Below are 23,090 nucleotides of genomic sequence, written 5' to 3'. Positions count from 1 at the left end.
CCTTTCACCATGTTTTCTCGTACATACCGGACCGCAGGCGGTAAAGCGTTTTTTGCTGTCTTGATGGCGCTTTTGCTGATTGTCACTGGTTGTGGCGGCAATCAACAAGCTAGCGAACAAAAGCCCGCAGAACAAAAGCCTGCTGACCAAGCTACTGGCAATACAGGTGGTTCTGAACAATCCTACACTGTTAAGCACGCAATGGGCGAAACTACCATTAAAGGTACACCTCAGCGTGTTGTTATGCTGACCAACCAAGGTACAGAAACCTTGATGGCTTTGGGTGTGAAGCCAGTAGGTGCTGTAGGTTCTGCCAATGATCCAACACAATTTTACGATTTTACAAAATCGTTTTTGGAAGGTACCAAGCCTGTCGGTACGGAAGGTCAACCAAATCTCGAAGCAATCGCTGCTTTGAAGCCAGACCTGATTCTGGGTATGAAATTCCGTCATGAAAAAATCTATCAACAGCTGACTGCAATCGCTCCGACTGTTTTCGTAGAAGAGCCGCGTGGTGACTGGAAAGCGAACTTCCAGCTGTACGCTGAAGCGATTAACAAAAAAGCTGAAGGCGACAAGGTCATTGCTGACTGGAACAAACGCATTGAAGACTTTAAAGCAAAAGCTGGCGACAAGCTGAAAACGCAAGTATCTGTCGTACGCTTCATGCCTGGTAAAGTACGCATCTACTATAAAAACACGTTCACTGGCGCAATCTTCCAAGAGCTCGGACTGGCACGTCCAGCTGCTCAGGATAAAGATGATTTCGCAGCAGAAGTAACCAAAGAGCGCATTCCAGAGATGGACGGCGATATCATGTTCTACTTCACGTATGAAACAGGAAAAGGGGAAGCGTCCAAGCTGGAACAAGAATGGACAAATGATTCCCTCTGGAAAAACCTGAACGTCGTGAAAAACAACAAAGCATTCAAAGTGGATGACACTATCTGGAACACATCTGGTGGCGTAGTCGCAGCAAACAAAGTATTGGATGAGCTGGAAGGCTACATCATCGGTAAATAATGAAATTGAAAAAGAAGACGGAGCCGTAAAGCCCGTCTTCTTTTTGTTTTTAGCCAGCCATATTGTTGATCGTGCCGCGCGGGTAGTAAATATTGACATGGTCAATGTAGAGTGTGCTTTTCTTTTTATCGATCACACCTGTGAAGATGATCTTCAGCTCGTATTTGTCATTTACTTTATAGGTGTAGATCGTTTCGCCGTTCAGTGTCGTTTTGCTTTGGGGTTCACCAAGCGCTTGGTTCACTTCTGCGAGAGAGATGGCTTGCAGTCTTGGATCGTAGGAGCGGATATCGACGACCTGCATGCCTTTGTTAAAGGCGAAGACGAGACCGAGATCACGATAAGTGTTGTAGGTGATTCCCTTGATGGTGGAGATGTTGTTTGGCTTGCCAAGTACCTTCTCAATTTCATCGAAAACATCTTTTTCTACGCGATAGGAGCTGCCGAAGGTTTGCCCGTTTTTGGCGAGCTCACGAAGGTCTTTCAACATATCTGCATTGCTGCCATAGAGCATCAGATTTTTGTTGCCTTCCGGGTAATAGAGGTTATAACGAACGAGAAGCAGTTCGCCACTGCTTGTGCTCTTGGTACCTTGAAAGATCATTTTCACTTGATACTTGGGGGTTACATCATAGGTGTAGATCGTTTTGTTACCGTATTCACTTACGCGGTTCGGCTGCCCCCATTTGTTTACGACCTCGGTCAACGTGATTTTTTGCAGTTGTGGATCTGAAGAACGGATGTCCACGATTTGCATTCCTTTGTTATAGCCAAATGCAACTTGTTTTCCATTATACGTAGCGTAGGAGAGACCGTTTGCACTATCCTTCGTATCAGGATTCCCCAAATCCTTTTCAACTTCGTCAAACAAGCTTGTTTCTATTGGATAAGGCGAGTTGATAACCAATCCTTTTTCTGCTTGCTTGCGGATGTTTGCGAGGAGCTCCTCCGATTGAGGGACGCCTGGTGATGGATTGGTTGTGCCCACATGATTTGTACCCGTTCCGAGGGATGCGGAGGTTCCTGGTGCTGTAGTTTGAGGTGGTGTGTCTGGCGGCATCGCGCTCGGTTGATTGTTGCCTACAAGTGTGGCACCCATCCAAAATGCTGCGACTAGAACGGAGCAGATCGCAACGCCTTTTCCGATAGTGGAGAAACGGGTGCTTGCATGTACCCTCTTGCGTGTATCTTCTTGGCGAATGGCATTCACAATCCCTTGTTTTTTGTCTGGGTTCATTTTCATATTGGGTAGTCCTTTCATTTCATCTAAAAGCTGTTCGTCTGTATTAAATGGCATTCTCAATCATCTCCTTTCTATCCTGCTCCAGCTTTTCCTTGACGGCTTTCATAGCACGATGGAGAGTTACATTAACCTTGTTTTCTGACCAGCCCATGATTTCTGCGGTTTCTTTTGAGGAAAGGCCTTTGATTCCACGTAATATCAAGACTTCCCTGTAAGCTGGCTTGACGTGCTGGATCGCTTGGTATAGGGCTTGCTGCTCCTCCTGCAAATTGAGGATTTCTTCGGGTGTCCGTTCCTCCGATTTCAGGTGGGTGAGCCATTTGTCAGGCAGCCAATTCCGAAATCGTTGTTTCCGCGCATAATCAATCGCAGTATGACGGGCAATCGTTAACAGCCAAGTTTTCGGCTGGGATCTACCTTCGAACGAATCCAATGAGCGCAGCGCCTTGAGAAAGACATCCTGTACGAGATCATCTACATCTTTGTTTCCGGTGTAGTAGACGAGAAACTTGTAAATGTCGTCGCTATAGCGCAGAAACCATTGTTCAATCATTTCGTTTTTGTCCATAGCTGAACCACCTTTGCTCTTTCTACTTGTAATTTGACGACCCACATATCGTTTCATTACAAAAATGCAAAAAAAACTGTCGAAGAACAAACGACAGTTGTTGGAAAAGGGTTATAGGCGAAGCATGGAATCTTTGGTAAACCAGAGTCGATAGCTCAAAAGACTGATCAAAACGGCAGAGATCGCCGCAGATGAAGAAAAGCTAAGCATGATGAGAATTTGGTAACGGACAGCCTCGATGGGACTGGCACCTGCGACAATCATGCCTGTCATCATGCCGGGGAGCTGTACGAGCCCGATCGTTTTCATGGTATCAAAGGTAGGGATCATGCTAGCCTTTACAGCGCGCTTCAAAACGCCTTGGACAGCCTGACGCGTGGAGGCTCCTAAGCTGAGAAGTGTTTCGATCTCGCCTTTTGCGGTTTCTACTTCACGGTTCATATGGGTGAGAAAAAGGCTGGAGACGATCATCGAGCTGCCGATTATCATGCCGCTCATGGGAATGAGGTACTGTGGGGTAGGGTTAGCGAGCCCAAGCATCACCATCAGCCCCATTGTGATAAGCTCCGTAATAAATAGACAGAGCGCGATCCGCCAAAAGATTCCCGGCAGGTTTTTGCCCCTGCTGGCAGCATTCCAGGAAGCTACCGAAATCATCATCATAATCAGAATTACAATGAAGAGAGCATTGTCTGAATGAAAGACGAATTGCAATACATAGCCAATAGCGAGAAGCTGAACGGTGGAGCGGATGGTGCCGACGGCTATTTCTTTTTCCAATCCGAGCTTTTGCCAAGCAGAGAGTAATAGTGCGATCAAGACAAAGGCGAAAGCGAACCACATCGATGTATACGTCATCCGTGCACCTCCTCAGCGGCATTGGTAGCAACCGTCGCAATCTGATTGTGCAAAAAGTCTTTCGCCTCTGCTGTTTGCGGTGCATGGAAAAAGGATTCGCTAGGGGCGTCCTCGAGAAGCTGGTGATTCGCCATAAACCAGATGCGTTTGCAGGCGATACGGGCTTCTTCGAGATCATGCGTAATCCAGATCAAGGTCGTGCCCGTTTGTGCATGCAAATCGAGTAGAAGGCGCTGTGCAGCTTGTTTGCTCAAGGCGTCGAGTGAAGCCGTTACTTCATCTAATAATAAAACGGGGGGCTGAAGCAAAAGAGTACGGACGAGAGCAAGTCGTTGTTTTTCGCCGCCTGACAGCTGTTGAGCAGGCTTTCCCCAATCCAGGTTTTCCAGATAAAGCTGTTCGAGTAGGTCACGCGCCTGCTTTTGGTCAAACGGACGCTGGTGGAGTGTACTTACGGTACGCAAATTATCTTCAACACTGCCTGGGAGCATGATAGCTTGCTGAGCGACATAGCTCATATTCATACGCCACTCAGCTGCTTCCCACTGCGTGATATCCTTCTGGTTTAGACGAACTGTACCGCTGTCAGGTGGGATGAGACGGCCCAGGATTCGGAGGAGGGTGCTTTTGCCTTGCCCGGATTTACCTAGTATCCCGATGGTAGTAGGCTCCGTGATTTTGGCGTCGAGATGGTGAAATAACCATTGGCCCGAGGGAGAATGAAATTGTTTGCCGAGTGCTTCAATCTCGATTGTCGTGTGCATGAAATTCCCCCTTTAACGTAGAAAACACCGAAGAGGACGAGTCTTCGGTGTTTCACTATAGCTATCTATGTACTTATTTGTGTTCAGACAGCCATTGTGCAACCGCTTGAATTTCTGGTTGCTTCTTCAGCATTCCTGGAGGCATGCCGCCTTTACCTTCTTTAATGATTTTGGCGATATCCTCGGCGCTGTGAGTTGCCCCAACCTTTGTCAAGTTTGGACCTGCGATTCCTTCCAGGTTTTGACCGTGACAGGATGCGCAATTTTGTTTAAAAATAGCAGCAGCGTCAATGTTTGCAGTAGGTGCTCCACCTTCGCCCTGTGCTTCACCGCCGTGTTGTGGTGGAAAAATAATCGATCCTACGAGTGCAATGAGAAAAACTAGAAACAAGATACCAAACGAAGTGAAAAAGGCCTTCGCGGAATCAATTACGTCGTTTTGATTCATGTCTTTTTTGTTGGACCCAGCCATCTGACAAAGACCTCCCAAAGCAGATAATTATAAAGGTTCAACTGCAATTTTACGGCAAAATCTTGACAGTTGCAAGGAGACTGCCAAACCGACAAAGAAAGTACACAATTTTCCTTTTTATACAGTCCTAACTTTCCTATATTCTACCTAATCTAGGTGAATATTATTTAACAGATATTCTCTTATATTATGGAAGGGATAGCAGGTTGCTGTCGTCCATCAAGTATGATAAAGTGTTTATATTGGTTTTTACCGTGTATGCCTTGGAAATACGTTTTGAGGTGAATGAAGATGGCATTGGCTGCTAAAATTTTACTTGTGATTGCAAGTATTGGCTTAATTATCGTCGTATTGCTACAATCTGGAAAAAGTGCCGGCCTTTCGGGTGCGATTGGTGGCGGTGCTGAGCAACTGATGGGCAAACAAAAAGCCCGCGGGATCGATGCACTTTTAGGAAAACTGACCGTAGGATTCGCAATTGGATTCATGCTGTTTGCGATTTTGCTCGGTTACTTCTTGAAAACTGGAGCGTAATAGACGTATGGCCGAAAGACAGCGAGTGCGACTTGCTGTCTTTTTCTCTATTCCGATTGCGACGGGTGCGAGCGGTGAATACTACATAGTAAAGGATAAAAGGAATAGCGCGGCAAAGCCACGCGACAAAGGAGGTTTGTGAATGAAGGATCAAGATATTCTGGCATTTATGAGAGAGCAAGCATACCACCCGATGACGGTGAAAGAATTGGAAGCAGCATTTGAGATTGCCGATTCGGCAGCATTTAAAGAATTGGTGAAGACGCTCAATACACTGGAAGCAAGCGGTGAGGTAATTCGCACGAGAGCCAACCGGTACGGGGTTCCTGAAAAAATGAATCTGGTACGGGGAAGATTGCAAAGCCATCCAAAAGGCTTCGGCTTCATCATACAAGAAACGCCTGGCATGGAAGACGTTTATGTGCATGCCAATGACATGAATGGGGCTATACACGGTGATACGGTTTATGTACGGGTAGAGAAGGAAGCAGGCGGAGATCGCCTCGAAGGACGCATTATTCGCGTTGTGGAACGCGGGATCAAGCAAGTGGTCGGTACATTTCAGGATGAAAAGCATTATGCTTTTGTCATTCCGGATGAAAAGCGAATCGGCAAGGACATTTTTATCCCCAAGGAAGCTTACAACGGTGCGGTAGATGGTCACAAGGTTGTCGTCAACATCGTCCGTTATCCCGAAGGCAGGGTGAATCCTGAGGGAGAGGTCGTCGAGATTCTGGGGCACAAAAACGATCCGGGAGTCGACATTTTATCGATTATCCGCAAGTTTAATTTGCCAGAAGCGTTTCCAGAGGACGTATTGGCTGAGGCAGATGCGGCACCAGATGAGATTTCCGAGGATGAAATTAGTGGGCGCCGTGATTTGCGCGATCGCATGATGGTCACGATTGACGGAGCAGATGCCAAAGACCTGGATGATGCCGTTTCTTTGGAAAAGCTGCCTAACGGGAATGTGCGTCTCGGCGTGCATATTGCGGACGTCAGCTACTACGTGCGTGAGAAATCCCAGCTGGATAATGAAGCGTATCGTCGTGGCACGAGTGTTTACTTGGTAGACCGCGTGATCCCGATGCTGCCGCATCGTTTGTCCAACGGAATATGCAGTCTGAATCCGCAGGTAGACCGCCTGACGATCTCCTGCGATATGGAGATGGACCAAAACGCGAACGTTGTGAAGTATGATCTGTTCCTCAGTGTGATTCGGACAAATGAGCGAATGACATATGCAGATGTACGCAGCATTTTGGTAGACAAGGACGAGGCGCTGATTGAAAAGTACAGCGAGCTGGTCCCGATGTTCCAGGAGATGGAGCAGCTGGCGCTGAAGCGTCGGGCAAAACGGATGCAGCGCGGAGCAATCGACTTTGACTTCCGCGAAGCGAAAATTTTTGTAGACGAAGAGGGAACCCCGACAGATATCGGTTTCCGTACACGATCCATCGCTGAGCAAATGATCGAGGAATTCATGCTGGCGGCAAATGAAACGGTAGCCGAGCATTTCCACTGGATGAAGCAGCCGTTTATGTACCGGATTCACGAAGATCCGAACGCTGAAAAGCTCATGGCGTTTATGGAGTTCATTACGAACTTCGGGTACTCGATTCGTGGAAAAGGCAATTCGGTTCACCCACGTGCCCTGCAGCAATTGCTGGAAGAAGTAAAAGGGACACCAGAGGAGATCATTATCAGCACCGTGATGCTGCGTTCGATGAAGCAAGCGCGTTATGACGCGGAAAGTCTCGGTCACTACGGCTTGTCTACGGAGTTTTACACCCATTTTACTTCACCGATCCGCCGTTATCCGGACCTCGTCGTTCATCGTCGTATCCGCGACTGGATCGAGCAGGGCGATCAAATCGCGGAAAAGCGTCTGGCTTATTGGGCAGAGCAGATGCCTGTCATTGCCGAGCATGCTTCCCAGCGTGAAAGGCTCGCTGTAGACGCTGAGCGTGAGACAGACGATCTGAAAAAGGCTGAGTTCATGAAGGAGAGAGTCGGAGAGGAATTCGAAGGCGTCATCTCCAGTGTGACTTCGTTCGGGATTTTCGTCGAGCTGCCAAACACAATTGAAGGCTTGGTACACGTCAGCTTTTTGACAGACGACTACTACCATTATCACGAGAAGATGTTTGCACTCGTCGGTGAGCGGACAGGCAAGCAGTATCGGATCGGGGATGTGGTGCAGGTTCGCGTTGCAAGTGTCAACGTAGATGAGCGGACTATCGACTTCGAAATTGTCGGCATGACCAAAGCAGCAGGCTTCCGCGGCAGCCGTGAGCGTACACCGCGTGTCATCGATGGTCGCAGCGGAGATCGTAAGCCTACGCGTGGCAAGCAGGATCGTTCTCGCTCCGGTCGCCCAGATCGCCCAGATCGTCAGCGGGACAAGAAGCATCCGGCAGAAATCCGCCAAAAATATAAGGATCGTCGCAAGAATGAAGGCAACAAGCCGCCTCGTCGGGCAGGTGCCAAAGCAGCTCCTGGCAGTGACGACGTTGTAGCACTCGGAACTGGTGAAGCAGCAGAAACGGCGACGAAACGTGAAAAAGGGTTCTGGGAAGATCTCGTAAAGTCCAAGAAAAAGAACCGTAAAAACGTCACCAGCCAAGCAAAACGGAAGCGTCGTTAAACATTTGTTTAAGAGCCGTTTTAGTGACTTTACCGGGTAAATGGCTTGCCACAAAGGGTAAAATTTGCTAGACTAACTGTTACGAAACACAAGCGAGGTGATCTCCATGTCAAAGGATAAAGCCGGAACCAAGACAGTCGCCCAAAATCGAAAAGCACGCCATGATTACCATATCGAGCAAGTATTCGAAGCAGGGATTGCTCTGACCGGTACGGAGATCAAATCAGTGCGCGCTGCCCGCGTGCAGCTCAAAGACAGCTTTGCCAGTGTTCAGGACGGCGAGCTGCTGTTGCACAAAGTACACATCAGCCCGTACGAGCAGGGGAATCGCTTTAATCATGAGCCGGAGCGGACACGCAAGCTTTTAATGGGACGTCTCGAAATCCTCAAGCTCAACGGTTTGATTCGCGAGCGAGGATACTCGCTGGTTCCGCTCAGCATTTATTTGAAGGGCGGCTGGGCCAAGGTCGAGCTGGCACTCGTCAAAGGGAAAAAGAACTACGACAAGCGCGAAGACCTCAAGAAGAAGGATGCAGCGCGAGAAGTGGAGCGTGCCCTGCGCGAGCGGCAGAAGGTGTAGGAGCGTTAGCCGCGATTTATTAGTGGCTTTGCGCAACTGGTGCACTCTGGCAAGCTTGGCAGCAATCAACGTTGAGTTTTGCATCACGGATGTGCTATATTAAATAGGCAGCAAGCAGTACACACTGTTAACAACTACTACAGTCTAGGTGTTGAACGGTTAGTCCTTTTCTTCACCTAGACTTTTTGTCACCTTTCCTTATAGAGCCAGTTTGAAAAGGCCAAATGACCTTTTTAAACACTCCTCTTATACCATGGGGGCGTTCTGGATTCGACGGGGATGGTAGAGCATGAGAAGCGAGCCGGGGGGCTGCGGACCTCGTCAACAACGCGGAACGCCATTAACTGGCAACAAACAACTTTCTCTCGCTGCTTAATAACCAGTGAGGCGCTACCATTCCATCGCCCATGTGGCATGACTAGCGCTCAACTTTAGTGGGATATGCCGGAGGCTTCCGCCTGGAGCCAAAGGAAGAAGATCAATCAGGCTAGGTAACGGGTCAGCGCGTCACTCCGCGAATCCGGTGCCGAAATTTAAATGAGTGACTGCGCTCGGAGATGCTCATGTATCGCTGTTTTCGGACGGGGGTTCGAATCCCCCCGCCTCCACCAAATACATAAGTGAAGCCACCTGATGAGGGTGGCTTTTTTGTTGCTCTTTGCTATTTATTCTGGGAACGAAAAATTTTTTATTGTCATCTCACAGTTTGAAAGCATATTCAAAGAAAGATCCGATCTGAATTATCCATCAATTCCAAAGTGTAAAAATACTAATAAAAAGTGTAAAATATTTTTACACACCTAGGAGGGATATAGATTGTATCATGAACAATTAAACCAGATGAAAGAGAATTTTAAACAAACAGATTTAATTTGTATTGTTGATAAAAAGGGAAATATATTATATTACAACAACTATAATGACGTTTGTAATAAATTGGGGAGCAATGATGTTATTGGCATGCCATTATTGGAGGTTTATCCGTGGCTTTCAAATGAAACAAGTACAGTGTTAAAAGTTATTGAAAAGGGAGAACCAATTGTAAATGAACTTCAATGCTATGAGGTTAATAAAAGCTTTACTGTTAATGCTATTAACTCCGCATTCCCACTAAAAAATAAAAGTGATTTATTGGGAGCTGTTATAGTTTCGACAAACTTAGATGAAAAACCTCATAAAATGAAGAAAAATAGCAGGATGAATAAAGATGCTCTTGCATCGTTGCATGCAAAGTATACATTTAACGATATTGTAACAGTTAGCGAGGAGCTGAATTTAACGAAAAATCAACTAAAAAAAGCAGCTCTTAAGGATTCTAATATATTTATTTATGGCGAAACAGGAACGGGAAAAGAGTTGTTTGCGCATTCGATCCACAATGATAGTAGCAGGGGAAATTTCCCTTTGGTTGCACAAAATTGTGCTGCCATTCCTAGTACTTTAATTGAAAGTATTTTGTTTGGAACAACAAAAGGAAGTTTTACAGGTGCTGAAGACAAGCAGGGAATATTTGAAGTTGCTGATGGTGGGACCATTTTTCTAGATGAGATTAACTCTATGCCTATAGAAATGCAGGTTAAGCTATTAAGGGTTATTGAGGAAAGAGCAGTTAGAAGAATAGGAGATCACAGAGATATCCCAATAAACGTAAGAGTTATTGCTTCAACAAACGAAAATCCAATGAATTTGTTAAAGGAAAAAAGGTTTAGAGAAGATTTATTTTATCGTTTAAATGTTGTTAGTGTAGAAATTCCCCCATTAAGGAAGAGAAAAGAAGATATTGATTATTTATGCTCCTATTTTATTAATTATTATAATCAAGCTTTTGGTGAAAACATAACTGGTTTAGACTCAGATGCAAGGAAAATACTAAATAATTATGGGTGGCCAGGTAATGTTAGAGAGTTACGGAATTGTATTGAAGGTGCGTTTAATTTAGTGGATGGAAGTGTAATAACCCCGCGAGAATTGCCCACACATATTTTAGCATCAGAGGAAGATGCACCAATAGAAAAGTTATCTGACGAAAGCTCATTAATGGATTTAGTAGAGCAGTATGAGAAGGAAATTTTGAAGGATGCTTTAGTTAAAACTCATTTTAATATTGCAAAGGCTGCTAGACTATTAAAAATACCCCGGCAATCCTTTTATAACAAAATGAAAAAGTACAAGCTTCAGACGTAGAACATATGTCAAAGAATTTTACACTTCTAAACATGGAGTTAAAAATGTTTGGCCCATTAATAATCAATTTATATGTGAATGGCTTAATAAGCTCCCTTAAAATCCAGTGATAAACTACGTTGGCATAATTGTTGCTTTGATAGTTTGCGATCTCTGAATTTTTTATCAATTGGCTAGAAAATGAAGAGATGAAACGAAAGGAGGAAAATACTTGAACAGTAACAGCAAGGGAATGTCTACAAAAGATTACTTTGGCCTGGCATTCGGAAGTATGATTGGGATTGGCTGGGTTATTTCCGTTCCTGCTTGGATGGGAACTGCAGGAAGTGTTGGTGCTATCATCGCTGTCGCACTAACAATGCTCATGATCATCCCAATTGGCTTTGTTTATGGTGAACTTACATCAAGTTTAAAAGTCAGAGGAGGAGAGTTTGCTTATACATTCGTAGCTATAGGGAAATTGCCAGCATTTATATGTGGATGGTTTCTTATTCTAGGCTATTTAATAATATTACCATGGGTTGCTATATCTGTTTCATTACTGGCAAGTTATGTTTTCCCATGGTTAAACTCAATACCCATTTATTCAGTGTTTAATTATCAAGTGTATCTGCCACAATTGTTAGTAAGTTTATTAGTGGTCGGGATAATTGTTTATATGAACTGGAAAGGTACAAAGCAATCAACTGTTTTTCAAAATACAGCCACCTTTATGATGATAGTTACTTTTATTCTCTTTATTATCGGAGGGATGTTCGTAGGAGATTCGGAAAATTTTAAACCATTATTCTCTTCCGAGGGAAAAGTAAATAGTATTGTTTTAGCGATGGCAGCTATTCTGTTTTTTATGAACGGGTTTGACACCATTCCAAAGACGGTCGAAGAGGCAGATAGCAAAATAAATTATTCTAATCTAGGAAAAGTTATAGTTGGAACTATCACATTAGGTGGTCTACTCTATATTCTAATTATCATTTCTTCCTCTTTTATAATGCCTGCAGATAAAATCGGAAATATGGGATCGTTGCCGTTAATCAATGCACTTGAAACAACTACGGGTTCAAAATTTCTTCCGTATATCGTTGCTTTTGGTGCACTTATGGGAGTTATTACAACATTTAATGGGTTTTTATTAGCAGGAAGCCGTTTAATTGTTTCATTTTCTAAAGCTGGTTTTTTACCTGAAGCATTTTCAAAAACCCATCCTAAATATAAATCCCCAACTGTTACCTTGATAGTTATGACAATTATTTCGGTCATCGGTATTTTATTAGGAAGTGGTGTCCTTCTTCCGTTTATTATCATGGGGGGAATTTCCTTCCTTATTGCATGGTTTTGTATGGCAATAAGCAGTGTGAAAATTCGTAAGGATCGTCCGAATCTGCACAGACCATATAAAATTCCAGGTGGACTTTCAATGGCATATATAGCGACCTTTTTCTCAGGACTCTTTCTTGTCTTGATGATAATTCCTGGTACTCCTATTTCAATGGGAAAAGTTGAATATATTTTATTTACCTGCTGGCTAGTTATTGGGTTTGTCGTATACGCATTCTTCTCAAAAGGTGACATAGCAATCGAAGATAATACATTAAAAAATGAGGGTGAGTATGTTGAGTAATCAAAAATTTGGTGTTGTCGGATTTCCATGGGACGGAGGAGCTTCTTTAGGACGACCAGGTTCTCGTTATGCTCCTAGTAAAATACGTGAGGCGTTTGTATGGTTTGTTAATCGCATTGAAAATAATCAAGTTTACAATGTTGAAAAGCGACAAACTTATCAGCTAGCTGATAATGGTATTCAAGATTTTGGGGATATAGATATTGCAGCGTATAGCACTGACGTTACTTTTAGAAATGCTGAAGAGAAAATACGTGGACTATTAGATGATAATGTATTTCCATTTGTATTAGGGGGAGACCATTCTATTTCATACCCTGTAATTAAAGCTCTTCATGATAAAACAGAGGGGAAAATTGGTATCATTCAATTTGATGCTCATTTAGATTTAGTTGATGAATCTCCAATTCAAGGGAAATTTTCCCAAAGTAGTCAAATGCGTAGAGCACTTGAACTTCCAAGAATTAATCCAGAGAATATTGTTCAAATTGGGGTGCGCAGTATTAATTATCCTTGGTATGAAAATTATTTAAAGGAAAGTGGAATTGTTCAAATTACAGCTAGAGAGGTACACAAGTCTACACCAGAGGAAGTCGTTGCTAAAACAATGGCGGCAATGAAAGATGTTGAGAAGATATATTTAACATTTGATATTGATGTATTAGATCCAGCATATGCACCAGGTTCTGGGGCAAATGAACCAGGTGGATTAACTCCTGTACAATGTATGGAGATGCTAGATATGCTTTATTCTAAAGTAGACGCATTTGATATTGCTGAAGTTAATCCACTTTACGATCATCAAGATATTACTACTACCTTTGCAGCCCGTATAATGTTTGACTGTGCGGTTGCAAGATTAAGTAAATAGTTACATTAAAACAAGAAAAGGAGGGCTTATATTACTGGCTCTCCTTTTCTTTGATTTTGGAGTTATTTTTTATTTACGATGAATAGTCAACCAACGCCGAACGTTTCCACCTGAAGCCGAAGGAAGAAGATCATTCACGCTAGGTAACGGGTCAGCGCGTCACTCCGCGAATCCGGTGCCGAAATCTAAATGAGTGACTGCGCTCGGAGATGCTCATGTATTGCTGTTTTCGGACGGAGGTTCGAATCCCCCGCCTCCACTTAAGTACCGAATAAAATACCGCCGGTTAGGCGGTTTTTTTAATTTATACAGATAAGATTTTCTGAATGACCCACATTCGTTCCATTTTTTCTATGACAATTTCTCTGAACATAGACTGTACCAGCTGCTTTGCACCGGCCCCTTGTCCAGTAGCACTCAAATATCAAGGAAAATAATACCTGAGTAACGAGTTCTAATGATAGTTGATATTAGTTAGACATTAATTTACAAAACTTTACATAACAAGCGATTTAAGCAAGTGATCTGAATTGACTGCTAAAATGGAGACAAGCAATTAGAAAAGCCACTCGGGTAGCCGGGTGGCTTTTCTAATTGCGTCGTGTGTCCAGGCACTCGAAAAAACATATAAAAAGGAGAGGTAGTTAAATGGGAAAAAAGCGTTATGTCATTGGTTACAAGAAGAATCTAGGGCTTCGTGCTCAAAGCATTGCTGAGCAGTTTGAGGGTCAAGTTGAGTACGAATTTAAGACTTTACCAAATCGAGTTATTGTTAGTGTTCCAGATCGGGCACTTAAAGCATTGCACAATAACCCCAACATTGAATTTATTGAAGAAGATCAAGAGTTTGACAACGTTGACCCTATGGCACAATCTACAGCAGAATGGGGTATTAATGCTACGCAGGTTCAAAATTTTTGGAATGCCGGATTTACTGGACAGGGAGTAATTGTATCTGTACATGACTCTGGATGTTCTCCACACGAGGACTTACAAGGCGCCATTATTGATTCATATAACTCGTACAGCCCGCCTAGTCCCATTATAACTGATGAAGCATCACATGGAACGTGTACACATGGCATTATTGGAGCAAGAAATAACAATTTGGGCTATGTTGGGTACGCTTATGATTGCAAGATGTATAATGTTAAACATAGCTATAATGGATTTGGCTCCCCATTAACGGTAGCGATGGGTATAGATTGGGCTCTTTCCAGAAATCCACGTCCACATATTATGTGTCTTAACGTTCAATTAAGTATGGGCAGTACAACATTACATGATTCGGTCAAAGCGGCCCATCAAGCTGGGGTTTTGCTTGTAGGTGCAGCTGGCAATTGGGCACAAGACAGTGCTTGGTCTGATATGGCATATCCTGCGAAGTATCCAGAAGTGCTAGCAGTTGGTGCAGTAACCTCTAATTTAAACAGAGCTTCATATTCTAATACAGGGCCCAATTTAGATGTGGTTTGTACAACCGACATGATGGCACCGATGGCAGACAATTCGGTATCTGTTAGTAGTAAGTATAAATATTTTAGTGGAACATCTTGCGCAACCCCTTCTTGCGCTGGCCTTTTAGCTGTATTAAAGAGTGCCTACCCGAATTACACTAATGTCCAACTGAAAAATAAATTACTCGAAGGAGTACAAGATTTAGGCACACCAGGACGAGATGACGAATATGGGCATGGTTTTGTCCGACTACTTCCCAATATGCTTCCGACAGCACCAACAGTTCCGATTGCACCAACATTGAGTGGAACACCAGGTGACGGTAAAGTAGTATTGAATTGGAATGCTGTCTCAGGTGCTACATCTTTTGATGTGTACATGAATGGCTTAAAATATCAGAGTACCACATTAACGAACTACACAATACCTAATCTAACAAATGGTTCATCATATAGCTTTTATGTGAAAGCCGTAAACAGCGCTGGTTCAAGCCCAAACTCAAACACGGTCAATGTAACACCTACTACTGGTGGAGCAAAGCCAACAAATGTAACACTGTCTGTAACACCAAGTATATATTCCTGCACGCTTAATTACTCTGCAACAGGTGCGACAAGCTACGATATTTACCGAAATGGTTCTCTAATCGTATCAGGACGCACCACAACCAGCTATACAGACACAGGACTTGCAGCCAATACGAGCTATACGTACTACATTATTGCGCGTAACACTTTCGGTTCCAGCCAAAGTAGCAGCGTCACGCAAAAAACAGAAGGTGGGACAGCACCTGGAACATGTTCATTGACAGTAGGCTCGCCAACGACAAGTTCACTGACGTTGAGCTACTCAGCACCAGGAGCTACATCCTATGATATTTACCGAGGCTCAACGAAAATCCAGGCAGGACGAACCGCAATCAGTTATACAGACACGGGTCTTGCTGCAAACAACACCTATACGTACTATGTCATTGCTCGTAACGATTATGGGACTACCACAAGCACAAATAAGCAAGGTACAACATTGCCAAACTCTGGACCTAATCCGGTAACCATCTCTGAGGGATTCGAAGGCACCAAATATGCATTCACCTTCACGGGAGATTGGGCTGATTCCAAAACCGAAGCCTCCACTGGGACATGGAGCCGTAAAAGTAAAGCGATCACCCACAAAGAAACCTCAACCATGCAATTTACTGAAAACATCCCGAGCAACTATGCTCAAACCCCAACACTGAAATTCGACTACTTCGTCAGCTCCGAAGCGAACTACGACTATTTGGAAGTGCTGGTCGAAGGAGTGAGTAAACTAAAAGCATCGGGAGAAACAGGATGGGTAAAAGATTATTCGGTGACACTAGGAACTGGAAACCAAACTGTGACCTTTAATTATGTCAAAGACGGTTCCACATCCAAAGGACAGGATTGCGCCTACGTAGACAACATCCGAGTCAGCTATTAATGGCTCTGGAACTAGCCTAGAATCTATCGTGGTCATGGTAATATCGACTGTCGTTGGAACGAAGACAATATAGCTTTTGCAAAGAACCAAAATGGGCAATCGCAAGGTAATGTAGTAACCGTGACAACCAAATAAAACACGATGACCTCCCCTGCATATTTCTGCAGGGGATTTTTTACATAATTAGGCTGAATTGAGGTTCTTTTTTATTTACTAAAGTGCGGAGGTGAGGTGACATGAGGTAATGGCGAGAACAAGAGACCCGAACCGAGATCGAATCCACGTACAGGAACAGAATTGTATCAAGCGGTAGAAGAATACATCTTCTTTTACAACCATAATCGGTTTCAGAATAAGTTCAACGACCGATCCCCTGTGGAATACAGGGAAACGGCCGGTGCTTGAATTCGTCCTTTTTTGCATGTCTACTTGACAGGGGTATGACAATGATGAGAGTGGCTCTTTTTATGCGCGGCAAGCGACAGCCGCACAGATGAACAATTTTACATGAGGACGGTTTTTTTATATAATCCCAAGTTTGGAACCAAAGTCTCTATCCCATGCTATGGAATGACAGGCTATTTAGATCAGGAGTGACATGCATGGATGTCAATGAGGGGAAATGCTTAAAAGTCTGGCCAGAAGAAGAGCCACCCTCTGGTGTGGAGAATTGCACCGACTGCGGTCTAATCACACATGGATCCCGTCTGATCTGGGGAGAGGGGAATCCAAATGCACCGATCCTGATACTGTTGGATAATCCGGGAGCAAGGGAAGACCGCGATGGAAATTCATTTATATGCGGAACGAGGCAAACCTTGCAAAAAGCGGCATATGAGGTAGGTTTTCATGATCATGATTTATACGTTACTTATGTATTAAAGCGACGTCCTAAAAAGGCATACGACAAGCCAGTAGCGCGAGAGGCATGTATACAACATTTACTCGATCAGCTACAGAGCAAGTCACCACGCTTTGTCTTTTGTTTAGGAAATGTTGCTACACAATCCTTTTTTGCAGAAAATGAGGCTGAAGTGAAAAACCTTCGGCAAGAGTGGCATTCGCCCAGGGGGGGTTAAAACGGCGGTTTCGTACCATCCGTTGGCTGTACGCAGACGGCCGAATCTTTGGCCGAATTTCATCGCCGATTGGAGGTTTCTGGCGGCAACTTACCATGAAAATGACTATAACAATAACTAGTGATGTGACCACTGTATCGGCAATGTTGCGAGACTGTGCTTAGAGATGCTTATGTATCGCTGTTTCACACTGGGGTACTGGCGCTGGACGGGGGTCCTAACCCCTGCTTTCACCATACATAAAAAATATGCACCCTTTATGGGTGCTTTTACATTTATCAGCAGCTTGACCTACTTCTCTTTATTCACTTTTAACCGAATCTTTACCTCTTTATAGGAAGGATAGGGGAGTACACTAGGGACTTGAATAAGGATAAGGCGAGAATCTCCATGGACACCTGCTCCAACTCTTAATAAACCAATTTCGTCTGCCTCGCAAACTACAAACTCTTGTGGCTCCACTAATCTTGTTTCGTTATGAATTTGCCAATTGGATTGGCCCTCGATCACGAGCCCAGCGATAGAATATCCATCGGGTACCATCATTTCGAAGGATTCTCCGGAAGAAATTGTAACATCCCACATTTTTGCGTCTGCCACCAATTGAACGGGAGAAGTGCCACCCACTATCGATTTGATGGTGGAGCCATCTTTTGTTTCAACCGGAAAGTCTTCTGCCTGATAGTCAGAATAGGTTGGGGTAGTGTAGTTAGCCTCCCCCAGAAAGGGCTCAAACCAAATTTGAAAGCCCGAAGTACCTTTTTCATATTTTTCGGAGTGCTGAACTCCGCTACCGGTTTGCATGACCTGTAAACTACCGGTTTTGAGGGAGCGTTCATTCCCGAGTGTATCCTGATGGTTTATGTGCCCGTTCAAGAGATAAGAAATGATCTCAAAGCCCCGATGAGGATGCGGAGGGAGAAAGGCGTCTTCTTTCGCTTGGAACCACGCCCAATAAAATAAAGTTCCCACTCTTTCTACTGCAGACCCCTCACCTGGAAATCCGATAGGCTTTTGCTCTACGAGTTTACCTTCGTCAAATTGGCCATATACTTGCTGATCAATGGAATAAATACGAATCGACATGCTATCATCCTTTCTTTCAAGGAAATAATCCTAAGTTTACCATTCCTTTTCGTGATTGACCTGATGCAAATAGCGAAAAAATACTCTCCCTTCTAGTTGTGAGGGGATGTTATGATGGAAAAACATAAGGAACGAGGAGGCAACTGCATGTCCAAAACCATTGGCATCGTTTGTGGCAGTTTACGAAAGAATTCTTATAATCGCATCATTGCTCAAGCATTGACTGAGATGGATGATTCGGTTGAGTTTCGCTGGATCGAGATTAACGATCTTCCTTTATTTAACGAAGACCTCGAAATTAACGGTGACTCAGAAGGTGTAACCTCGTTTAAATCGGCGATTCGCGATGTCGACGGTATTATGATCGTAAGCCCCGAGTACAATTCCCGAATTCCGGGAGTTCTAAAGAACGCTTTGGATTGGTCTTCAAGACCAGCGAAATCTTCCGTTCTCAGCAAAAAGCCAGTTGGCATAATCGGAGCAACCCCAGGGGGAATGGGCACCGCCTTTGCTCAAATGCAAACCAGGCAAATACTCGAAGCCATGCAAGCTCATGTGCTTCCGTTTCAAAAAGTTCTTATTTCACAAGTACATGAAAAGATTGATTCCGAACAGCAGGTGCTTACGGATGAAAAAACAAAAAGATATCTTCAACGTTATTTGCAGCAATTTATGAACTGGATTGACCACATTCCTACGTTAGAGTAGGAAAAGAAAAAACGGGAAAGCGCGTCACTTTCGCAAATCTGTCACGGAAATATAAACTACACTCGGAGATGCTCATGTATCTCTGTTTCACGCTGGGGTACTGGCGTCGGACGGGGGTTCAAAAGCCTCCATCAACAAAACCCTGACTGCATTAGGTCAGGGCTTTGTTATGTTCAGTTTTGTAGTCATATTGATTGTTTGTATAAAAGATGGCAGGATTGATTCATAATCGAACTTCACAGGTGGGATAACATGGCTTCATTATACTTGTCTGACATATTGAGACGGAATGGTCTAGATCCTAAGAGAGTAAAGCTGATAAGGCATTCGTTAAGGGATAAAGATTTTTTGAAATGCTTTCAGAAGGGCTATATAAATGAATACCAAAAAATTCAAAGAAATAATTTCTTTCAGGGCTGCGACTACATCTTAACGTTTATAAGCGAGTCGGGAATGAGTGCGAAGTTCATAGGGTGTTATAAAGTTGGTTCAGGTGAAGCGGTCAAACCAAGTATGATGCCATTGAACTTCCCGGTTGTTGAAATGTTTAATGGGTCTTCATACTACTATGATTTGAAGAAAGTCGATATGCTGAGCGATCTAGATGGCAGACTTATTATTGATTGGGGAAGAGCAGCGATTTCTTGGCAACAATGGGCTACGAATGATAAAGCAATCCTCTCCATTCAAGCAAGTCCGAGGTTGGCCTTCAACGGCTTTGAGAATGTCGTTATAAATTATGACGAGTTGAAAGATATCGTTACTGACCCAACGTTATATGAAAACTGGCATACTGCATTGTCTTCCATTTATGCGATCTACCTGATTACTGATCAGACTAATGGCAAATTGTATGTCGGGTCTGCTTATGGGACTGGTGGTTTATTAAGCAGATGGAAATATTACGTCCGTACCCAACATGGTGACAACAAAGGTATAAAAGCAGTATTGGAGATTTCTCCAGATCGATATGAGAACTTTCAATTTAGCATACTGCAGATTTTTCCCAAAAACATTACGGCTGAAGAAGTAATAGAAATCGAGAACCTGTATAAGAAGAAGTTGTTAAGTAATAAATATGGAATGAATGAAAATTGAGTACTCCACACATGTGGAATCGGTCATAAAGAAATACTTCCAAAGCAAAGGAGCACCACCATCTTGTCTTCCACTTTACGTAGCTTACTAATCATGATCCTTCTAGGGGCTGTAGGTGGCGTAACAATCTCTCTCCTGGACATAGAGCCTACCCCTATCGTTTGGATCACCTTTTTCTTGACCGTTTTTGTCATTCTCATCGGAAAAGACCTGTATATCTTAAAATTCAGCACCAACATGAATACGGTTGAACGCTACGTAAAAAATTCAAAGCATCCTTACTATCGTTTTTTGTATGCGTACCTGCATGACAACGATGCTGAATCCGAAAAGGAACTAGCAAAAATCACCTCGGATAAACTCCGTGCTTACATCACCATTTTGGTAGAGCTGGGTCGCGGTAACTACGATTTGGTAGAAAAAAATCTTGATAAGATTCATTCAAAAGAACATCGAGACTATTACTCGGCACATTTAGCACTGCTAAAAAATAATCAAGATGCTTACAACCAACACAGATCCGGGATCAAAAATCGTATCTACCAGTTGTCACTCGATGCTGAAGTGGCATATCATCAAGGAAACATGGCAGAAGCAGAACAATACGGTCAATTAGCCATCGCCGAATCCAAGGGCGTTCAAAAATATTTGATGATCAAGACACTTGAAAAAAATAAGCGCAATCCGCATCGAAGCTCTTACTTCTAGGTCATTTTCACCACATTTTTTACTTCAAGAGGGACTGTCCCGATTTAACGATCGAGACAGTCCTTCTCCATGTTTCCTTCTTGTCTTTTGCGAGAGGAAGGCTTTTTCGTGTGCAACGATTTTCCAATGATATCCATAATAAACCCACTATTAAAAACCTTTGCATTTGCGTGAATTTTTTAGAGTGCAATTACCCATTTTATGGTATTCTATTTTTTGCAACGGAAGTCATACAGATGGGGTGCATTACGATGAAAATGCATACGACAGAAAAGGAACGGACAATCTTTGATCACACTGGGAATAAGATTAAGACATACAATCGAGAAATTCGAATTCTTGCCAGGTATGAGGAACCGCTGGTTGTAGTTCTAGGAAATGTGCTGAGCGACGACGAATGCGATGAGCTAATCGAGCATTCCAGGGAACGATTACAACGCTCAAAAATAGGCGAAGATCGTGCGCTCAATTCCATTCGAACGAGCAGCGGGGTGTTCTGCGAGCAGACGGAGACGATTATAAGGATCGAGAAGCGAATCTCTCAAATCATGAATATTCCTATTGAGCACGGAGATGGCTTGCAAGTTTTGCGATATACCCCTGGCCAGGAATATAAACCTCATTATGACTTCTTTGCAGAAACGAGTCGAGCAAGTACGAACAATCGAATTAGTACGCTCGTGATGTATTTGAATGACGTGGATCAAGGCGGAGAAACGGTGTTCCCTTTGCTTAATTTATCTGTTTTTCCCACGAAAGGCATGGCTGTCTACTTTGAATATTTTTACCAAAATCATGAATTGAACAAGTCCACTTTGCATGCAGGGACACAAGTGATTCACGGGGAAAAGTGGGTTGCTACGATGTGGATGAGAAGACAAAACTTTCGGGTTTCCTAGATAGAAAATGATGTAGTACAGGAGTTTGAATCCTCCGCCTAACATTGAACACTGCACCACTCGATAAGAGTGGTGTTTTGCCATTTTGTAAAGCGTCATAAATGTTTAGGGTTTTGGAAAAAATAATAATAATGATTTCCTTAGCTAATTAAGGTATCTTTTTCCATCATCAACAGGTTAATAGAGGCTTTCTAAACTTTGAACGAGGTTTTTGATATAATGTAAATAGAGTATTTGTTTGGGAAAGGAGACAAACTTAGATGCATATACATGTAGCAAGTTTGCGCAAAAAAGTACTTACCCGAAGGAAAAGGGTGATTGTCCTGAAAAGATACTCACAGCAACAGCTTAGAAGTGCTCTATTAAATGCAAAAGCATCGTTAGAGATTGAAGGGCTTGTTTTAACTCCCGAAGAAGATCGCTTATTGTTAGATCGTGCGGATGGCAAAATGAGCTACAGTGAATTTTTAGCTCGTGCCAAGGAAATAGCCAAAAATGTATGAACAGGGTCAGTCTAAGTATTGCTATCCTGATAGCGACGTTTTAATAAATCTTCCTGGCTTTACAGAACAGGCTCAACTCGAAGCATTTGAACGGATCGTAACTGCCGAGCGGCTAAGAACCCTTTATCTGAGACCATTGAAAGGGAAGTTTGATAAAAAGCACTTATGCGATATTCATACGTTTATTTTTGGAAATGTTTACCCCTTTGCTGGGAAGATGCGGGACGAAGACATTTCCAAAGGGAATTTTCGCTTTGCTACAGCGCGATTTTTGCATGAACAAACCGATGAGCTGCTAAGTAAATTGAAGGAAGAGTGTTTTCTGAAGGAGTTATCCTTTGATCACTTTGTAGATAGGTTAACCTACTATCTCGTGGAGTTAAACGTCCTTCATCCATTTCGGGAAGGGAATGGTCGAGTTCAGCGCGAGTTTATTCGAAGCTTAGCTTTACAAGCAGGATATCAGATCAATTGGACAAGCGTTAAGGGTTCCCAAATACTAAAAGCAATGATCCTTTCTCCTAAAGATGATTCAGAATTGCGAGAAGTTATGAAAACAGTTTTGTCGGATAAATTGGATAACCAGTAAGGTCCTCATACTGCTTCTACCAGTGTGCAATGACTGGAGCTCAACCTTAGTGGGATACGCTGGAGCCTTCCGCCTGGAGCCGAAGGAAGAAGATCAATCAGGCTAGGTAATGGGTAAGCGTGTCACTTCGCGA

Annotated in this window: 22 protein-coding genes and 1 other RNA gene; 17 read left to right on the top strand and 6 right to left on the bottom strand. The window is 43.4% G+C overall.

Annotation, left to right across the window (positions count from 1 at the left end):
* The first annotated feature begins 9 nt into the window (after positions 1-9).
* A complete protein-coding gene (locus tag C3B52_RS27705; protein WP_103109612.1) occupies positions 10-1,023 on the top strand; it encodes an ABC transporter substrate-binding protein in 1,014 nt (337 codons plus the stop codon).
* A gap of 49 nt (positions 1,024-1,072) precedes the next feature.
* Here the strand turns inward: C3B52_RS27705 and C3B52_RS27700 are convergent, their stop codons facing one another.
* From C3B52_RS27700 to C3B52_RS27680, 5 genes are all read right to left on the bottom strand, one after another.
* Positions 1,073-2,320, bottom strand: a complete 1,248-nt coding sequence (locus C3B52_RS27700) for a YjgB family protein (protein ID WP_103109611.1) — start codon at positions 2,318-2,320, stop codon at positions 1,073-1,075.
* Positions 2,310-2,834 (bottom strand): RNA polymerase sigma factor, encoded by a 525-nt coding sequence (locus tag C3B52_RS27695; RefSeq protein ID WP_103109610.1) that lies wholly within the window; start codon positions 2,832-2,834, stop codon positions 2,310-2,312. Before C3B52_RS27695 ends, C3B52_RS27700 begins: the two co-directional genes overlap by 11 nt.
* A 111-nt stretch (positions 2,835-2,945) precedes the next feature.
* Entirely contained in the window at positions 2,946-3,692 is a 747-nt protein-coding gene (locus C3B52_RS27690) for an ABC transporter permease (RefSeq protein WP_103109609.1), read from the bottom strand.
* Entirely contained in the window at positions 3,689-4,456 is a 768-nt protein-coding gene (locus tag C3B52_RS27685) for an ABC transporter ATP-binding protein (RefSeq protein WP_103109608.1), read from the bottom strand. The genes C3B52_RS27690 and C3B52_RS27685 overlap by 4 nt, the downstream gene beginning before the upstream one ends.
* Positions 4,457-4,529: 73 nt before the next feature.
* Entirely contained in the window at positions 4,530-4,928 is a 399-nt protein-coding gene (locus tag C3B52_RS27680; RefSeq protein ID WP_103109607.1) for a YqzM family protein, read from the bottom strand.
* 291 nt (positions 4,929-5,219) lie between these two features.
* On the opposite strand from C3B52_RS27680, the gene secG reads away from it, so the two are divergent.
* The 10 genes from secG to C3B52_RS27630 all read left to right on the top strand — a co-directional run bounded on the left by secG (position 5,220) and on the right by C3B52_RS27630 (position 17,366).
* Positions 5,220-5,462, top strand: coding sequence for a preprotein translocase subunit SecG (secG, locus tag C3B52_RS27675; protein WP_103109606.1), 243 nt, complete (start codon positions 5,220-5,222; stop codon positions 5,460-5,462).
* Positions 5,463-5,604: 142 nt separating this feature from the next.
* Positions 5,605-8,109 carry a ribonuclease R gene (rnr, locus tag C3B52_RS27670; protein WP_103109605.1) on the top strand — a complete coding sequence of 835 codons (2,505 nt, stop codon included), beginning with the start codon at positions 5,605-5,607 and terminating at the stop codon, positions 8,107-8,109.
* A gap of 106 nt (positions 8,110-8,215) precedes the next feature.
* Complete coding sequence (smpB, locus tag C3B52_RS27665; RefSeq protein ID WP_049742086.1) at positions 8,216-8,689, top strand: SsrA-binding protein SmpB; 474 nt, start codon at positions 8,216-8,218, stop codon at positions 8,687-8,689.
* Between the two features lie 255 nt (positions 8,690-8,944).
* Positions 8,945-9,300: a transfer-messenger RNA gene (gene ssrA / locus C3B52_RS27660) on the top strand.
* A 205-nt stretch (positions 9,301-9,505) separates the two neighbouring features.
* The gene (locus C3B52_RS27655; protein WP_103109604.1) at positions 9,506-10,873 is read left to right on the top strand and encodes a sigma-54 interaction domain-containing protein; all 1,368 of its coding nucleotides are present in this window, start codon (positions 9,506-9,508) and stop codon (positions 10,871-10,873) included.
* Positions 10,874-11,084: 211 nt separating this feature from the next.
* Positions 11,085-12,494, top strand: coding sequence for an APC family permease (locus tag C3B52_RS27650; RefSeq protein WP_103109603.1), 1,410 nt, complete (start codon positions 11,085-11,087; stop codon positions 12,492-12,494).
* On the top strand, positions 12,487-13,365 hold the full coding sequence (locus tag C3B52_RS27645; protein ID WP_235615880.1) for an agmatinase family protein: 879 nt from the start codon (positions 12,487-12,489) through the stop codon (positions 13,363-13,365). The genes C3B52_RS27650 and C3B52_RS27645 overlap by 8 nt, the downstream gene beginning before the upstream one ends.
* Before the next feature lie 648 nt (positions 13,366-14,013).
* A complete protein-coding gene (locus C3B52_RS27640) occupies positions 14,014-16,287 on the top strand; it encodes a S8 family serine peptidase (protein WP_103109601.1) in 2,274 nt (757 codons plus the stop codon).
* Positions 16,288-16,584: 297 nt separating this feature from the next.
* Positions 16,585-16,692 carry an IS3 family transposase gene (locus C3B52_RS38285; protein WP_103109600.1) on the top strand — a complete coding sequence of 36 codons (108 nt, stop codon included), beginning with the start codon at positions 16,585-16,587 and terminating at the stop codon, positions 16,690-16,692.
* A gap of 197 nt (positions 16,693-16,889) precedes the next feature.
* Positions 16,890-17,366, top strand: coding sequence for a uracil-DNA glycosylase (locus tag C3B52_RS27630; protein ID WP_235615879.1), 477 nt, complete (start codon positions 16,890-16,892; stop codon positions 17,364-17,366).
* Positions 17,367-17,657: 291 nt separating this feature from the next.
* On the opposite strand, the gene C3B52_RS27625 is transcribed toward C3B52_RS27630, so the two are convergent.
* The gene (locus tag C3B52_RS27625) at positions 17,658-18,452 is read right to left on the bottom strand and encodes a pirin family protein (protein ID WP_103109599.1); all 795 of its coding nucleotides are present in this window, start codon (positions 18,450-18,452) and stop codon (positions 17,658-17,660) included.
* 147 nt (positions 18,453-18,599) lie between these two features.
* On the opposite strand from C3B52_RS27625, the gene C3B52_RS27620 reads away from it, so the two are divergent.
* The 6 genes from C3B52_RS27620 to C3B52_RS27595 all read left to right on the top strand — a co-directional run bounded on the left by C3B52_RS27620 (position 18,600) and on the right by C3B52_RS27595 (position 22,957).
* Positions 18,600-19,160, top strand: coding sequence for an NADPH-dependent FMN reductase (locus C3B52_RS27620; protein ID WP_103109598.1), 561 nt, complete (start codon positions 18,600-18,602; stop codon positions 19,158-19,160).
* Positions 19,161-19,412: 252 nt separating this feature from the next.
* The gene (locus tag C3B52_RS27615) at positions 19,413-20,258 is read left to right on the top strand and encodes a GIY-YIG nuclease family protein (protein ID WP_103109597.1); all 846 of its coding nucleotides are present in this window, start codon (positions 19,413-19,415) and stop codon (positions 20,256-20,258) included.
* 63 nt (positions 20,259-20,321) lie between these two features.
* A complete protein-coding gene (locus C3B52_RS27610; RefSeq protein WP_103109596.1) occupies positions 20,322-20,966 on the top strand; it encodes a hypothetical protein in 645 nt (214 codons plus the stop codon).
* A 251-nt stretch (positions 20,967-21,217) separates the two neighbouring features.
* The gene (locus C3B52_RS27605; RefSeq protein ID WP_103109595.1) at positions 21,218-21,865 is read left to right on the top strand and encodes a 2OG-Fe(II) oxygenase; all 648 of its coding nucleotides are present in this window, start codon (positions 21,218-21,220) and stop codon (positions 21,863-21,865) included.
* Between the two features lie 260 nt (positions 21,866-22,125).
* Positions 22,126-22,368 (top strand): antitoxin VbhA family protein, encoded by a 243-nt coding sequence (locus tag C3B52_RS27600; RefSeq protein ID WP_103109594.1) that lies wholly within the window; start codon positions 22,126-22,128, stop codon positions 22,366-22,368.
* A complete protein-coding gene (locus C3B52_RS27595; protein ID WP_103109593.1) occupies positions 22,361-22,957 on the top strand; it encodes a Fic/DOC family protein in 597 nt (198 codons plus the stop codon). Before C3B52_RS27600 ends, C3B52_RS27595 begins: the two co-directional genes overlap by 8 nt.
* The last annotated feature ends 133 nt before the right edge of the window (positions 22,958-23,090 follow it).

It is taken from the genome of Brevibacillus reuszeri, assembly GCF_002897295.1.
GTDB lineage: Bacteria > Bacillota > Bacilli > Brevibacillales > Brevibacillaceae > Brevibacillus > Brevibacillus reuszeri_A.
This window is presented reverse-complemented; position numbering and strand designations above follow the sequence as displayed.

What these genes read in the sequence shown, in the direction of transcription:
- C3B52_RS27705 (WP_103109612.1), top strand. Translation starts at nt 10, where the DNA reads ATGTTTTCTCGTACATACCGGACCGCAGGCGGTAAAGCGTTTTTTGCT.
- C3B52_RS27700 (WP_103109611.1), bottom strand. Translation starts at nt 2,320, where the DNA reads ATGCCATTTAATACAGACGAACAGCTTTTAGATGAAATGAAAGGACTA.
- C3B52_RS27695 (WP_103109610.1), bottom strand. Translation starts at nt 2,834, where the DNA reads ATGGACAAAAACGAAATGATTGAACAATGGTTTCTGCGCTATAGCGAC.
- C3B52_RS27690 (WP_103109609.1), bottom strand. Translation starts at nt 3,692, where the DNA reads ATGACGTATACATCGATGTGGTTCGCTTTCGCCTTTGTCTTGATCGCA.
- C3B52_RS27685 (WP_103109608.1), bottom strand. Translation starts at nt 4,456, where the DNA reads ATGCACACGACAATCGAGATTGAAGCACTCGGCAAACAATTTCATTCT.
- C3B52_RS27680 (WP_103109607.1), bottom strand. Translation starts at nt 4,928, where the DNA reads ATGGCTGGGTCCAACAAAAAAGACATGAATCAAAACGACGTAATTGAT.
- secG (WP_103109606.1), top strand. Translation starts at nt 5,220, where the DNA reads ATGGCATTGGCTGCTAAAATTTTACTTGTGATTGCAAGTATTGGCTTA.
- rnr (WP_103109605.1), top strand. Translation starts at nt 5,605, where the DNA reads ATGAAGGATCAAGATATTCTGGCATTTATGAGAGAGCAAGCATACCAC.
- smpB (WP_049742086.1), top strand. Translation starts at nt 8,216, where the DNA reads ATGTCAAAGGATAAAGCCGGAACCAAGACAGTCGCCCAAAATCGAAAA.
- C3B52_RS27640 (WP_103109601.1), top strand. Translation starts at nt 14,014, where the DNA reads ATGGGAAAAAAGCGTTATGTCATTGGTTACAAGAAGAATCTAGGGCTT.
- C3B52_RS27630 (WP_235615879.1), top strand. Translation starts at nt 16,890, where the DNA reads ATGGATGTCAATGAGGGGAAATGCTTAAAAGTCTGGCCAGAAGAAGAG.
- C3B52_RS27625 (WP_103109599.1), bottom strand. Translation starts at nt 18,452, where the DNA reads ATGTCGATTCGTATTTATTCCATTGATCAGCAAGTATATGGCCAATTT.
- C3B52_RS27620 (WP_103109598.1), top strand. Translation starts at nt 18,600, where the DNA reads ATGTCCAAAACCATTGGCATCGTTTGTGGCAGTTTACGAAAGAATTCT.
- C3B52_RS27615 (WP_103109597.1), top strand. Translation starts at nt 19,413, where the DNA reads ATGGCTTCATTATACTTGTCTGACATATTGAGACGGAATGGTCTAGAT.
- C3B52_RS27605 (WP_103109595.1), top strand. Translation starts at nt 21,218, where the DNA reads ATGAAAATGCATACGACAGAAAAGGAACGGACAATCTTTGATCACACT.
- C3B52_RS27600 (WP_103109594.1), top strand. Translation starts at nt 22,126, where the DNA reads ATGCATATACATGTAGCAAGTTTGCGCAAAAAAGTACTTACCCGAAGG.
- C3B52_RS27595 (WP_103109593.1), top strand. Translation starts at nt 22,361, where the DNA reads ATGTATGAACAGGGTCAGTCTAAGTATTGCTATCCTGATAGCGACGTT.